At 52.6% G+C, this 13,623-nt stretch carries 11 protein-coding genes; 8 read left to right on the top strand and 3 right to left on the bottom strand.

What is annotated here, in order from left to right:
• Window positions 1–80: 80 nt before the first annotated feature.
• Window positions 81–1,190: an ABC transporter ATP-binding protein gene (locus AAIG39_RS23990; protein ID WP_090089079.1), complete on the bottom strand. Its 1,110-nt coding sequence runs from the start codon at window positions 1,188–1,190 to the stop codon at window positions 81–83.
• A 353-nt stretch (window positions 1,191–1,543) separates the two neighbouring features.
• On the opposite strand from AAIG39_RS23990, the gene AAIG39_RS23995 reads away from it, so the two are divergent.
• The 6 genes from AAIG39_RS23995 (at window position 1,544) to AAIG39_RS24020 (ending at window position 8,686) form a co-directional block, all read left to right on the top strand.
• Window positions 1,544–2,779, top strand: coding sequence for an extracellular solute-binding protein (locus tag AAIG39_RS23995; RefSeq protein WP_343194897.1), 1,236 nt, complete (start codon window positions 1,544–1,546; stop codon window positions 2,777–2,779).
• Window positions 2,780–2,835: 56 nt separating this feature from the next.
• Entirely contained in the window at window positions 2,836–4,143 is a 1,308-nt protein-coding gene (locus AAIG39_RS24000) for a carbohydrate ABC transporter permease (RefSeq protein WP_090089082.1), read from the top strand.
• Window positions 4,144–4,153: 10 nt separating this feature from the next.
• The gene (locus AAIG39_RS24005) at window positions 4,154–5,005 is read left to right on the top strand and encodes a sugar ABC transporter permease (RefSeq protein ID WP_047370125.1); all 852 of its coding nucleotides are present in this window, start codon (window positions 4,154–4,156) and stop codon (window positions 5,003–5,005) included.
• A gap of 4 nt (window positions 5,006–5,009) precedes the next feature.
• Window positions 5,010–6,209: a glycoside hydrolase family 53 protein gene (locus AAIG39_RS24010; protein ID WP_343194898.1), complete on the top strand. Its 1,200-nt coding sequence runs from the start codon at window positions 5,010–5,012 to the stop codon at window positions 6,207–6,209.
• 31 nt (window positions 6,210–6,240) lie between these two features.
• A complete protein-coding gene (locus tag AAIG39_RS24015; protein ID WP_343194899.1) occupies window positions 6,241–8,298 on the top strand; it encodes a beta-galactosidase in 2,058 nt (685 codons plus the stop codon).
• A gap of 67 nt (window positions 8,299–8,365) precedes the next feature.
• Window positions 8,366–8,686, top strand: coding sequence for a PTS sugar transporter subunit IIB (locus tag AAIG39_RS24020; protein ID WP_343194916.1), 321 nt, complete (start codon window positions 8,366–8,368; stop codon window positions 8,684–8,686).
• Window positions 8,687–8,930: 244 nt separating this feature from the next.
• Here the strand turns inward: AAIG39_RS24020 and AAIG39_RS24025 are convergent, their stop codons facing one another.
• Window positions 8,931–10,196, bottom strand: coding sequence for a maltoporin (locus AAIG39_RS24025; RefSeq protein WP_090089088.1), 1,266 nt, complete (start codon window positions 10,194–10,196; stop codon window positions 8,931–8,933).
• A gap of 269 nt (window positions 10,197–10,465) precedes the next feature.
• Between AAIG39_RS24025 and AAIG39_RS24030 the strand changes: the two genes are divergently transcribed.
• Window positions 10,466–11,539 (top strand): LacI family DNA-binding transcriptional regulator, encoded by a 1,074-nt coding sequence (locus AAIG39_RS24030; protein ID WP_090089090.1) that lies wholly within the window; start codon window positions 10,466–10,468, stop codon window positions 11,537–11,539.
• A gap of 180 nt (window positions 11,540–11,719) precedes the next feature.
• On the opposite strand, the gene AAIG39_RS24035 is transcribed toward AAIG39_RS24030, so the two are convergent.
• On the bottom strand, window positions 11,720–12,175 hold the full coding sequence (locus AAIG39_RS24035; RefSeq protein ID WP_343194900.1) for a MarR family winged helix-turn-helix transcriptional regulator: 456 nt from the start codon (window positions 12,173–12,175) through the stop codon (window positions 11,720–11,722).
• A gap of 77 nt (window positions 12,176–12,252) precedes the next feature.
• On the opposite strand from AAIG39_RS24035, the gene AAIG39_RS24040 reads away from it, so the two are divergent.
• Entirely contained in the window at window positions 12,253–13,386 is a 1,134-nt protein-coding gene (locus tag AAIG39_RS24040; RefSeq protein WP_343194901.1) for an FAD-dependent oxidoreductase, read from the top strand.
• Window positions 13,387–13,623: the final 237 nt, after the last annotated feature.

Genomic DNA, 13,623 nt, shown 5'->3' on the forward strand with positions numbered 1-13,623 from the left:
TCACCTTGTTTAAAAGCACCCTCCGAAGAGGGGGAAGCCGACTCTACGGGCGGATTGACTCTGCGAAGGATGCGCCGTGTTTATTCGTGGTCTGGCAGGGCAATCTCTTTGCTGACACGCAGCCCCTGACTGTCAAAAATCATGCAGTGCTGGCTGTCAAAAGCGAGGGTGATTTTTTGCCATGGGCGGAAATGCACATCGCCGGGGAGCAGGATTTTAATGTTGTCGTGACCATAGCACTGGCCGAAGAGATAGGTATTATTGCCGAGTCGCTCCACCACTTCGCACTGGAACTCCAGTTGCGTACCGCGCGTGATATCTGTAGAGAGGTGTTCCGGGCGGATCCCCAGCGTGACCTCCGCGCCAGGTTCAAGACGCGACGTATCCAGCGCCAGCGTTAATGAATGCCCCTGTGCCAGCGTCACCGTCAGCTCGCCCGGCCGCCACGCTTTAACGGTGGAAGGCAGGAAATTCATTTTCGGCGAGCCGATAAACCCGGCGACAAACTTGTTCACCGGGTTGTAGTAAAGCTCCATCGGTGAGCCCATCTGCTCAATATTGCCGTAATTCATCACCACGATTTTATCGGCCAGCGTCATGGCTTCCACCTGATCGTGGGTGACATACACCATGGTGGTTTTCAGTTCCTGATGCAGACGGGCGATATGCAGGCGCATCTCGACGCGCAGCTCGGCATCGAGGTTAGAGAGCGGTTCATCAAACATAAATACGCGCGGGTTACGCACAATCGCACGACCAATCGCCACGCGCTGGCGCTGACCACCGGAGAGCTGTTTTGGCTTTCTGTCCAGCAGATGGCTGAGTTGTAACGTCGTGGCGACCATCTCCACCTGACGGCGGATTTCCTCCTTCGGGACTTTATTTACTTTCAGTCCGTAACCCATATTTTCCGCCACGGTCATATGCGGATAGAGCGCGTAAGACTGGAAGACCATCGAAACGCCGCGGTGGGCGGGGGCGACATCGTTCATCACCTCATCGCCAATCAGGACTTCGCCTTCGCTGACCTCTTCCAGTCCGGCAATCATGCGCAGCATGGTCGATTTCCCGCAGCCGGAAGGGCCGACAAATACCGCAAACTCACCGTCTTCAATCGACAGATTCACATTGTTCAGCGTCACCGTGTCGCCAAACCGCTTGGTGACATTCCTCAGTCGTATATTGGACATCAACGTTCCCCGAAAATAGTAGCCGTTATGTGCAGCGATAAGCGCGTTGTCGGATGTTTTTGTATTACGTATAACAATCAGGCGACAGAGTAGCTCAACCGCGAAAATTCATGCTCAGACTATAACTTCCAGTGTTTTAGCGCCCTATATCGAATTTTCATTTCTGTTGCGTCTGTCACACAACTGACAGTTAATTCTCGTTTTGTTGGTCGCTCAAGCGTAACGTATAACAAATCCAATTGAGCATATGAATGTGTTTTAACCCCAGTGATATCAGGTGATTTTACCGCTGTCTCATCAGATGTCGCACCATGAAAACCACTAAAATGTTATACCTTGACATGAGGGTGATAATGAAAAAGAGAACACTTACCGCACTGATCCTCTCTGCACTGGCTGCCGGCCAGATTATTAGCCTGTCGGCGCATGCGGCAACAAAACAGCTTAACGTCTGGGAAGACATTAAAAAGTCTGTTGGTATCCAGGACGCCGTCAAAGATTTCGAGCAAAAGTACGACGTTAAAGTGAATGTTCAGGAGATGCCCTACGCGCAGCAACTGGAAAAATTACGCCTTGATGGTCCGGCAGGTATCGGGCCGGATGTACTGGTTATCCCCAATGATCAGTTGGGTGGCGCGGTTGTGCAAGGGCTGCTGACCCCCCTGAATCTGGACAAAGAAAAGATTGATGCTTTTACTCCGGCTTCCATCAACGCCTTCCGCCTGGATAACACGTTGTATGGCGTACCAAAAGCGGTCGAAACGCTGGTACTGATATACAACAAAGATCTGATCGACAAACCGCTGCAAAGCCTGCCGGAGTGGCTCGACTACTCGAAAAAACAGCGTGAGCAGAGCAAATACGGTCTGTTGGCCAAATTTGACCAAATCTACTACAGCTGGGGCGCTATCGGTCCGATGGGCGGCTATCTGTTCGGTAAAAACGACAAAGGTGGCTATAACCCGAAAGATATCGGCCTGAATAAACCCGGCGCGGTGGAGGCGGTCACTTTCCTGAAAAAATTCTACAGCGAAGGGGCTTTCCCGTCGGGGATCCTCGGTGATAACGGGCTGAACGCCATTGATTCACTATTTACCGAGAAAAAAGCCGCTGCGGTGATTAACGGCCCGTGGGCTTTCCAGCCGTATGAAGCTGCAGGCATTAACTACGGCGTGGTGCCGCTGCCAAATCTGCCGGATGGCAAACCCATGAGCTCCTTCCTTGGCGTGAAAGGCTATGTGGTTTCTACCTGGAGTAAAGATAAGCAACTGGCACAGCAATTTCTCGAATTTATCAACCAGCCGCAGTACGTGAAAACGCGCTATATCGCTACCCGCGAGATCCCGGCGCAGAAGGCGATGATTGACGATCCGATGATCAAAAACGACGAGAAAGCCAGTGCGGTAGCGGTGCAGGCCGCGCGCGCCACGGCAATGCCGGGCATCCCGGAGATGGGTGAGGTCTGGGGACCGGCAAACGCGGCGCTGGAACTGAGCCTGACCGGGAAGCAGGAGCCGCAGGCCGCGCTCGATGCCGCCGCCAGACAGATCCATATGCAAGTTGAAGCCATGCAGGCCAGTAACCAGTAACCGCTTGTTGTAGCAGAACGGGAGGGCGACCTCCCGTTGTCGAAAAGGAGTCGTACGTGATTATCAGTCCCAGCGAGAATTTTGCCAAAACGCAAGGTGCAGGCCGTCATGCATGGTGCGGGCTGCTGCTGGCCATCGTGCCGGGCTTTGGTCAGTTCTATCACCGTCAGTGGCTAAAAGGCCTCATCTTCCTTGTACTGTTGAGCAGTTTTACCGGCATTTTCTATGATTTTCTGCGCGAAGGACTCTGGGGGTTGTATACCCTTGGCGAAGAAGTGCCGCGCGATAACTCGATCTTTTTGCTGGCGGAAGGGATCATCAGCGTGCTGATTATCGCCTTTGGCGTGATGGTCTGGTATCTGTCGCTGCGCGATGCATGGATTAACGGTAAAAAGCGCGACGAAGGCAGGCCGCTCAACAGCGTGCGCAAGCAGTATCAGATGTTGCTCAGCGATGGTTTTCCCTACCTGATGATTACACCCGGCTTCATTCTGCTGGTGTTTGTGGTGATTTTCCCGATCCTGTTCGGCTTCTCCATCGCCTTCACTAATTACAACCTCTACCACACGCCGCCCGCCAAACTGGTGGACTGGGTGGGATTAAAGAATTTCGTCAATATTTTTACCCTCTCGATCTGGCGTTCGACGTTTCTTGATGTGTTGCAGTGGACCGTGGTCTGGACCTTGCTGGCAACCACTCTGCAATGCACCGTTGGCGTTCTGCTGGCCATTCTGGTCAACCAGAAAGACCTGCGGTTTAAGCCTCTGGTACGCACTATCTTTATTCTGCCGTGGGCGGTGCCGGGCTTTGTCACCATTCTGGTATTTGCCGGGATGTTTAACGACTCCTTTGGCGTGATTAACAACGCTATTCTGGCTTTCTTTGGTATTGCACCGAAAGCGTGGCTTACCGATCCCTTCTGGACGAAAACGGCGCTGATCATGATGCAAACCTGGCTCGGTTTTCCGTTTGTCTTTGCCATGACTACCGGGGTATTGCAGGCCATTCCTGACGATCTGTACGAGGCCGCGAAGATGGATGGTGCCAGCACCTGGACCCGCCTGCGCACGATTACGCTGCCGCTGGTGCTCTACTCGATTGCGCCGATCATCATCACGCAGTACACCTTTAACTTTAATAATTTCAACATCATATACCTGTTTAACAACGGCGGCCCGGCGGTGGCAGGAGCAAACGCGGGCGGCACCGATATCCTGGTGTCGTGGATCTATAAGCTGACGATGTCCTCCTCGCAGTATGCGATTGCCGCGACCATCACCATTTTGCTGTCGATTTTTGTCGTCGGCCTGGCGCTGTGGCAGTTCCGTGCCACCAAATCTTTTAAAAACGACGACATGGCATAAGGGAAGAAAAATGGCTAAATCACAAAGTATCCGCCGCGAAAAGTGGATCCGCCTGTCGCTCTCCTGGCTGGTTATCGTGCTGGTATCAGTCATCATTATCTATCCGCTGGTGTGGACGGTCGGCGCCTCACTGAACGCCGGTAACAGCCTGCTCAGCACATCGATAATCCCGGAGAATCTCTCATTCCAGCATTATGCCGATCTGTTTAACGGCCAGGTGAACTACCTGACCTGGTACTGGAATTCGATGAAGATCAGCCTGCTGACGATGATTTTGACCTTAATCAGCGTCAGCTTTACCGCCTACGCTTTTTCGCGCTTCCGCTTTAAAGGGCGCCAGAATGGCCTGATGCTCTTTTTGCTGTTGCAGATGATCCCACAGTTCTCCGCGCTCATCGCCATCTTCGTGTTGTCACAGCTGCTGGGGTTGATTAACAGCCATATGGCGCTGGTGCTGATCTACGTTGCCGGGATGATCCCGATGAATACTTATCTGATGAAGGGCTATCTCGACGCCATTCCACGGGACCTGGACGAATCCGCACGCATGGACGGGGCCAGCAACTTCCGCATCTTTATCGAGATAATCATGCCGCTGTCTAAACCGATTGTTGCGGTGGTGGCGCTGTTCTCCTTCACCGGGCCGCTGGGAGATTTCATCCTCTCCAGCACCATTTTACGCACCCCGGACAAATACACGCTGCCGATTGGTCTTTATAACCTGGTGGCGCAAAAGATGGGTGCCAGTTACACCACCTATGCGGCGGGCGCGGTATTGATCGCCGTGCCGGTGGCCATTCTCTATCTCGCCTTACAAAAATACTTCGTCTCCGGTCTGACCTCCGGCAGCACTAAAGGATAACCACATGAAAAGATTCACACCCGCTCTGCTTGCTGTTTGTCTCTGTAGTTTGTCTGCCAGCGCTTTTGCCGCCGACGCGTTAAAGACGCGCCCGTTCAGCGGCATGCCTGCCGACTTTATTAAAGGGGCGGATATCTCAACCCTGCTGGACGCTGAAAAGCACGGAGCGAAGTTTTATAACGACAAGAATCAGCCGCAAGATGCGCTCGCTATCCTCAAAGCCAATGGCGTGAACTATGTGCGTCTGCGTTTGTGGGTTGACCCGAAAGACGCGCAAGGCCAGGCATACGGCGGCGGTGATAACGATCTGGCGACCACGCTTGCGCTGGCAAAACGCGCGAAGGCACAGGGGATGAAGCTGCTGCTCGATTTTCACTACAGTGATTTCTGGACCGATCCGGGTAAACAGTTCAAACCAAAAGCCTGGGAAAAAATGGATTACCCGCAGCTGAAAACTGCAATCCATGACTATACCCGCGACACCATTGCCCGCTTCAGACAGGAGGGGGTGCTGCCGGATATGGTGCAAATCGGCAATGAAATTAACTCCGGAATTCTGTGGCCGGAAGGCAAAAGCTGGGGGCAGGGCGGCGGTGAGTTTGATCGGCTGGCGGGGCTACTCAATTCAGCCATTGACGGGCTCAAGGAGAATCTTAAGAACGGCGAACAGGTGAAGATTATGCTGCACCTGGCCGAAGGGACTAAAAACGATACCTTCCGCTGGTGGTTTGATGAAATCACCAGACGCAACGTGCCGTTCGATGTGATTGGCCTGTCGATGTACACCTACTGGAACGGGCCGATCAGCGCGTTGCAGAGCAATATGGACGACATCAGCAAACGCTACAACAAAGATGTGATTGTGGTCGAAGCGGCTTACGGCTATACGCTGGCTAATTGCGATAACGCCGAAAACAGCTTCCAGGAAAAAGAAGAGAAAGCCGGCGGCTACCAGGGTACCGTCCAGGGGCAATATGACTATATCCACGATTTAATGCAGTCGGTTATTAATGTTCAGGGTCATCGCGGTAAAGGTATTTTTTACTGGGAGCCGACCTGGATTGCGGTTCCCGGAAATACCTGGGCGACGCAGGCGGGAATGAATTATATCAACGACAAATGGAAAGAGGGCAATGCGCGGGAAAACCAGGCGTTGTTTGATTGTCAGGGGAAAGTACTGCCTTCGGTAAAAGTTTTTAATTAACTCTGGTGTTGTCAATTTCAGGATCTTTAATATGAATAAATTTGCGCCTTTAAGCCCGAAGGTTGTCTCGCTATTGCATGGCGCGGACTATAACCCGGAGCAATGGGAGAATTATCCGGGCATTATTGATAAAGATATCGCCATGATGAAACAAGCAAAATGTAATGTCATGTCGGTCGGAATATTCAGCTGGTCAAAACTGGAACCCCGGGAAGGGGAATTTAATTTTGCCTGGCTGGATTCGGTTATTGAGAAGTTATATGCGGCGGGTATTCATATCTTTCTCGCCACGCCGAGTGGCGCACGGCCAGCCTGGATGTCGCAGAAATATCCCCAGGTGCTGCGCGTCGGGCGCGATCGCGTTCCGGCACTACACGGCGGGCGGCATAACCACTGCATGACCTCGCCGGTGTACCGGGAAAAAACGCTCAAAATCAATACACTGTTAGCGGAGCGCTATGCGCAGCATCCGGCAGTACTTGGCTGGCATATTTCCAACGAGTACGGCGGCGAATGCCACTGTGATTTGTGTCAGCAACAATTCCGCGACTGGCTGAAAGCCCGTTATCAGACACTGGAAAACCTCAACCACGCCTGGTGGAGCGATTTCTGGAGTCACACCTATTCCGACTGGTCACAAATCCAGTCCCCGTCGCCGCAGGGAGAAGTGTCAATCCACGGCCTGAATCTTGACTGGCGACGCTTTAACACCGCGCAGGTCACTGATTTCTGCCGCCATGAAATCGCCCCGCTGAAAGCGGCGAATGCGCAGCTTCCGGTGACCACGAATTTTATGGAGTATTTCTACGATTACGACTACTGGCAACTCGCGCCGGCGCTCGATTTTATCTCCTGGGACAGCTACCCCATGTGGCACCGGGACAAAGATGAAACGCAGCTTGCCTGCTACACGGCGATGTATCACGACATGATGCGCTCGCTAAAGGGGGGCAAGCCATTTGTGTTGATGGAGTCAACGCCGAGCGTCACCAACTGGCAGCCAACCAGCAAAGTGAAAAAGCCGGGGATGCACATTTTGTCTTCGTTACAGGCAGTGGCGCACGGCGCGGATTCGGTGCAGTACTTCCAGTGGCGTAAAAGTCGCGGTTCGGTAGAGAAGTTCCACGGTGCGATCATTGATCATGTGGGCCATCTTGATACCCGTGTCGGGCGTGAAGTATGCGCGCTGGGCGACATGCTCGAAAAACTCTCTCCGGTGATGGGGTGTCGCACCGATGCGCGTGTGGCTGTCATCTTTGACCAGCAAAACCGCTGGGCGCTGGACGACGCCGAAGGGCCGCGCAATAAAGGTATGGAGTATGAAAAAACGGTTAATGAACACTACCGCCCGTTCTGGGAGAAAGGCATTGCGGTGGATGTCATTAACGCCGACGCGGATCTGAGTCGTTATCAACTGGTGATCGCCCCCATGCTTTACATGGTACGGGAGGGCTTTGCTGAGCGCGCCGAGGCGTTTGTCGCGGCGGGTGGGCATCTGGTCACGTCCTACTGGACCGGAGTGGTGAACGAGAGCGATCTCTGCTTTCTCGGTGGCTTCCCTGGCCCGCTACGCAAACTGACTGGTGTCTGGGCCGAGGAGATAGACTGTCTGGATGACAATGAGCGCAATCTGGTGCAGGGGCTGGCGGGGAACGATGCCGGCTTACAGGGGCCATATCAGGTGCGTCATCTGTGTGAACTGATTCATGTGGAGAGCGCAAAACCGCTGGCCACTTATAGGGATGATTTCTATGCCGGTCGTCCGGCAGTGACGGTTAATCAGTTCGGCAAAGGTAAGGCGTGGCACGTAGCATCACGCAACGACCTGGCGTTCCAGCGTGATTTCTTTGCCAGCCTTATTGACGAACTGGCGCTGCCGCGCGCCGTTGAGCAGGATTTCCCACCGGGTGTTGTGGCTACTGCGCGCACTGACGGGGAAACCACGTTTGTCTTTATCCAGAACTTTAGCGCTCAGCAGCAGACGATAACCCTGCCGCAAGGCTATCAGGATTGTTTGTCTGCCGCGTCGGTCAGCGGTTCGCTGACGCTGACGCCGTGGGATTGCCGTGTTGTTCGCCGTCAGGCGTAAAGTCTGACTTATGCGCCTGCCCATTCGGGCAGGCTTTTTTTTATCTGTCGAAAATCCGGAGTCGATGATGGTGAGTCTTAAATCTTTCCTGCGCTACTTCTCTGAACCAAAAAATGCCGCGGCGGTGCCCATCAGCGATGCCGAGCTGCAATTAATCCAGCGGCTGGCGCAGGCTTTTGGCGGTGCGGAGAATATTGAAAATGTCGATGCCTGTCTGACCCGTTTACGCGTAACGGTAAAAGATCTGGCGATTGTGGATTCTCAGGCGCTGCAACATGAAGGGGCGCTGGGGGTGATTATTCTCGGTCAGCAGGTGCATGCAATATTTGGCAAGCAGTCAGATGCGCTGCGCAAGTTACTGGATGAGCATTTCTTTTCACGCACATAAATAAAAAGGGATACCCGTAAGGGTATCCCGAAATAGATAAAAGAAAAGCAATGACAATATAAATTCTGACAGGCAAGAGCCTGGCAGTTCTCGGAGATAAATAACGAGGGTAACGCATTAATAAACAGGGTCATTTCGCGTTATATCGCGACGAGGCACAGGAAATGTCCGGGGGCTTATTTAAATAAGCGACCGCAGTTAACAAATTCAGCCAATTACGCGATAACGGGAAAGATATGTTTATTTACCACCAGGCTTCAACCTGTACGCCAAAGTTCCATGTATTATTTTTGGTTCCATCTTCGAATGATTTTCCATTTTCCGAATCATTTAAATAGGAAGCAAATACGCGTAATTCAGGACGTGACATAAATTCCGGGCCATCTGCCAGACCAACCGCGAAAGTGTATTTTTCGCCGCTCTGCTTGTAGTGGCTGCCGTTTTTGTAGTCATCTTTCTGGTAGAACCCGCCGACTTCACCAATCAGGCGCACATAGTTAGTCATCTGATACTGCGCGCGGCCCACCAGTGAAACCAGGCGGGTTTTGTCGGTATATTCCGTAATGTCGTTAGCAGAGCCGTAAGTCAGTACGTGGTTCAGCGAGAACTTACTGGTAATCGGGATGAGTCCGGTGTTGATCACGCGGTAACCGCTGGCGTCGTTCACATAATGCCACATGTCATACCAGCCGCCGCCCTGCGATACCATGTTCTGCGCCAGCCCTTTGTTGGCATATTGCAGCACCAGTTTATTGTAGCCGCCAAGCATGTCCTGGCTGATTTCGCCGGTCACCATCACGCCGTCATCGGCTTCGTATAATCCGCCGTACTCTTTCTGTTTTTTGGTCGGATTAGGCATAGCGTAGTCAATGCCGAACTCTGTCCAGGCGCCTGACCACGGCTTCCAGCCCGCATAGCGAAGGTCGATATAGTTGATATTAACGTCATTGTCGTTATCGACGCGGTAATCAACATCGTTGGCATCACCCCGGATCCAGGCCACCGAGACCGCACCTGGCCCGACGCTGTAGTTTTCGATCCCTGCGCCGGAACCGGAAATATTCCAGTATTTGGTATCGATGATATGCAGGTCGTGGCGCTGGTAGTAACGTTTACCGCCCCAGATGACCGCATTGGGATCGTTGGGGATAAGCCCTTTAATTTGCAGGTTCAGCTGGCGCAGGCCGAACTGCGCGTCGTCGCCAATGGTGGTTTCGTTGTCGTTAGAACCGTCGGAAACCATGCTGACCATACTGTCGAGGTAAAAACTCACGTCATCTTTTTTATAGACCTCAGAACCCAGCTCCAGCTCGCCGTAGGTGTCGGTTTCGTTACCGAGGCGACCCAGTTTGTTCTTTTGCCACTCAACCTGTCCGCCATCGCCGGAGACGCCTACACCGCCGCGCAGGTAGCCGTGAAAGTCGATAGGGACAGATGTCGCAGCCAGCAAAGAAGTCGAAGTCAGCGCAGTGGCTAACGCAAGAGAGAGAGTGCGTAGCGTAGTGTTCATATCATTCCTCTTATTGTTTTGTATTACGTTCACATAAGCAGTGTCATAAAATGCCTAAATGTAAAAACAGGCAAACTAACGATTGTGAATATGTGATTAACTGCAAATAAATCAGCGTTTTTTGTTACCATTAGCGAATCTGTTCACAGTGTCTTGAGTTGTGAGCGTCATACTTTTGTTGTTAAGATGAAGCAAGGGGGATGCGTGGTGAGCGTTTTTTCAGGTCGCCCCTGTTACACTTGGCGTATAACAACATAAGGAACCGGACCATGAAGTCTAAAAGTGCAACGCTGGAAGACGTAGCCCGTCATGCGGGCGTCTCCTACCAGACCGTGTCCAGGGTACTCAACAAATCTGCCAATGTATCCGAAGCCACGCGTTTAAAAGTAGAGAAATCCATAGAGTTATTGCGTTATGTACCGAACCGACTGGCGCAGCAGCTGGTGGGTAAGCAAAGCCAGACCATCGGTCTGGTGACCACCTCTCTGGCACTCCATGCCCCTTCACAGGTGGCGGCAGCGGTGAAACGCTATGCTAACCTCGATGGCTACCAGGTATTGATTTCAATGATCGATGAGAACGTCAATCAAGACATTCAATCCGCCATTAACGAACTCAAGTCGCAACTGGTGGACAAGGTCATTATCAACGTGCCGCTGGAGACAGAAGAGGCGCAACGTATCGCCTCTGACAACGATGATATTGTCTGCCTGTTCCTGGATGTCGATCCCTACAGTTCTGTGTTTAACGTTTCGTTTAACCCGGCGGATGGCACCCGTGCGAGCGTCAAACATCTCTATGAACTGGGTCACCGGGAGATTGCACTGCTGGCCGGACCGGAAACCTCCGTGTCGGCCAATCTGCGGTTAAAAAGCTGGTTAGATACGCTCAATAGTTATGGGCTGAAACCGGTGACCATTTTTCATGGCACCTGGGACGCGCAGAGTGGTTACGCCGGTGCGCTGCAGATGTTACGTGAAACACCGAATTTCACCGCTGTGCTGGTGGGAAACGATCAGATGGCGCTTGGCGTGCTTAGCGCATTTCATCAACACCAGGTCGCCATTCCGGGTGAGAAGTCGGTGGTAGGTTATGACGGGACCTATGAAAGTTCGTTCTTTCATCCGGCGTTAACCACCGTTTCGCTGGATCTCGATTTGCAGGGAAAGGAAGCGGTGCGCCGCCTGCTTGATAGCGGCCACGGTGATTCGGCGCGCAGTTCATCCGTGTTGCCGGCAAAGCTTATCGTCCGTCACTCCACCGGGGCAGTGCAGGAGCAGGGGATTAATCTGCAGGATATCTCCCGCCAGTTGCAGGAGATTGCACATAAATTATGGAAGTAACTCACGTCTGCTACTGACGCTGAGGCACTCCGTACCAAAAGCCGCCGCGTTTTGCTCCATCCATTTGCACAACGCCAACAGGCTGGTTGGTAAAATGCGGCTGGCATAAGGCAGGGAAGAGAAGATTGCGTCGGCAGGTAGCTACCGGCGCAATCTTCTCTACTGCGCAGGCTTTTACGATCACTTTATAAAACCACGCTCAGACTGCCGTAACCGCCCCGTGATAGCGATCAGCGCATTGACATCTTCTGGCGTCAGCTTATCGAGAAAATTCCGCCGCACGCTTTTGGCGTGTACCGGTCGTGCTGTGGCGAGTAGCTGACGTCCTGTTTCCGTAATGCTTACCGAAATACCTGCTGAGTTGTTACGGCTTCTCTGCACAAGTTCTCGTGACGCCATACGTGAAAGCTGGTGTGAAAGCCGGGATTTATCCCATTCGAGGTACTCCAGCAAGTCACGCTGTAAAAGCGCGCCATGTGGGTCTCTGATGAGTGCCATAAGGATCATGAAATCCGGACCGGAAAGGCCAGTGGCATCACTGATATCTCTGACAATACGGCCCGTTATGACCTCTGCAAGCCGACGAAATCCGCGCCATGCCATCCACTCTTCATCTGAAATCTCTGCGGTGTTCATACTATATTCAGCCTTCGGGTTGATATATCAACTTTGTGGTTATACAGTAAACGTTTTAATGCCAGAGATAAAGACGCGTGTCGGACAAACTTAGCATCGCCATCATCGGTGGGGGCCCTGCGGGTCTCACGGCGGCCGTTATACTTCAGCGCCGCGGTTTTAACGTAACGCTATTCGAGGGTGAGTCTGCGGATTCTGCGCGCAGTCAGGGGGGCTCACTTGATCTGCATGCTGACAGCGGACAGGAGGCGTTGCGTAGAGCTGGTCTGCTCGGGCAGTTCATAAAAATAGCCAGGTATGAGGATCAGGAAAGCCGGATGCTGAACTATCGCACCGGAGAAGTTGAGGGCGACATGATTGCTCCTGAAGGTGAAATGGATAAACCTGAAATTGACCGCGGCGAGCTAAAAAAACTGCTGCTGAGTGGCCTCCTGGCAGAGACTATTGTGTGGGGACATAAACTTCATCACCTTGACTCAGGCCTGAACGGAAAGCATGTGCTGACTTTCAGCAACGGCAGGCGCTTTGAAGCTGACGTTATCATCGGTGCGGATGGCGCCTGGTCGCGGGTCAGGGCTTATCTGACAGCGGAACGTCCGATTTACACGGGTATTACCTTTTTCGAAGGCTGGATTGATCACCCCTCAGGGCGAATCAGTGACATCGCAGGAAAGGGGACCGCTTTTAGCTTTGGTGGTGCTCAGGCACTCATCACACAACGTAACGGTGGGGGGAGAATTTGCGTTTATGCAGCACTGAAACGCGACATTGATTTCCTCGATCAACAGATTGCCTGTTGCGGCATGACCGCCTTTGTACGTGACAGTTACAGGGGCTGGGCTTCTTCTCTGCAGTCAATCGTTAATGCTACCGGTGATTATGTCCGGCGTCCGATTTACAGCCTGCCCATGGATTTCGATTGGGTAGCGCGTCCGGGCATAACACTCATTGGCGATGCTGCTCATCTGATGCCGCCTGTTGGCGTAGGTGTTAACCTGGCAATGCTTGATGCGACAGACGTTGCTCTGGCACTGTGCGAGGCAGCGCATCCGCTCAATGAGTTACGCAATGCGCAAACCATCATTATGGAGCGTGCCCACGATATTATGCCCGGCGCAATATCTGGCTTTCAGAACTGGTTTAGCGAAAAAGAGTCACCTGAAATGAGGGGATGGGGCGGGGGCAGCTCATCCTGTCAGGAAAAGCGGTAAATATTGGCGATAAGCCCGCTCAAACGGGCAGCAACGTTGATATAGCAGGCCATCACCTGGAGGTGGCCTCGCTTCAACTGATTAAGCAAGAGACGGAATACTACTGCCAGCGTATGATTTACTCAAAGCTCGTTCATTTTTTTGGTACTGAGCGGACGCGCACATATTGCGAGGGGGGTTATGAGCGAACAGCGGATATTAATACTGTTCGCCGATTAGCCAGCATGAATATAAATG

The organism is Phytobacter palmae (genome assembly GCF_039409775.1).
GTDB lineage: Bacteria > Pseudomonadota > Gammaproteobacteria > Enterobacterales > Enterobacteriaceae > Phytobacter > Phytobacter palmae.

Excerpts from the sequence above, each read along its gene's own strand:
- AAIG39_RS24015 (WP_343194899.1), top strand. The coding sequence starts at position 6,241 with ATGAATAAATTTGCGCCTTTAAGCCCGAAGGTTGTCTCGCTATTGCAT.
- AAIG39_RS24035 (WP_343194900.1), bottom strand. The coding sequence starts at position 12,175 with ATGAACACCGCAGAGATTTCAGATGAAGAGTGGATGGCATGGCGCGGA.
- AAIG39_RS24030 (WP_090089090.1), top strand. The coding sequence starts at position 10,466 with ATGAAGTCTAAAAGTGCAACGCTGGAAGACGTAGCCCGTCATGCGGGC.
- AAIG39_RS23995 (WP_343194897.1), top strand. The coding sequence starts at position 1,544 with ATGAAAAAGAGAACACTTACCGCACTGATCCTCTCTGCACTGGCTGCC.
- AAIG39_RS24005 (WP_047370125.1), top strand. The coding sequence starts at position 4,154 with ATGGCTAAATCACAAAGTATCCGCCGCGAAAAGTGGATCCGCCTGTCG.
- AAIG39_RS24025 (WP_090089088.1), bottom strand. The coding sequence starts at position 10,196 with ATGAACACTACGCTACGCACTCTCTCTCTTGCGTTAGCCACTGCGCTG.
- AAIG39_RS24020 (WP_343194916.1), top strand. The coding sequence starts at position 8,366 with ATGGTGAGTCTTAAATCTTTCCTGCGCTACTTCTCTGAACCAAAAAAT.
- AAIG39_RS24010 (WP_343194898.1), top strand. The coding sequence starts at position 5,010 with ATGAAAAGATTCACACCCGCTCTGCTTGCTGTTTGTCTCTGTAGTTTG.
- AAIG39_RS23990 (WP_090089079.1), bottom strand. The coding sequence starts at position 1,190 with ATGTCCAATATACGACTGAGGAATGTCACCAAGCGGTTTGGCGACACG.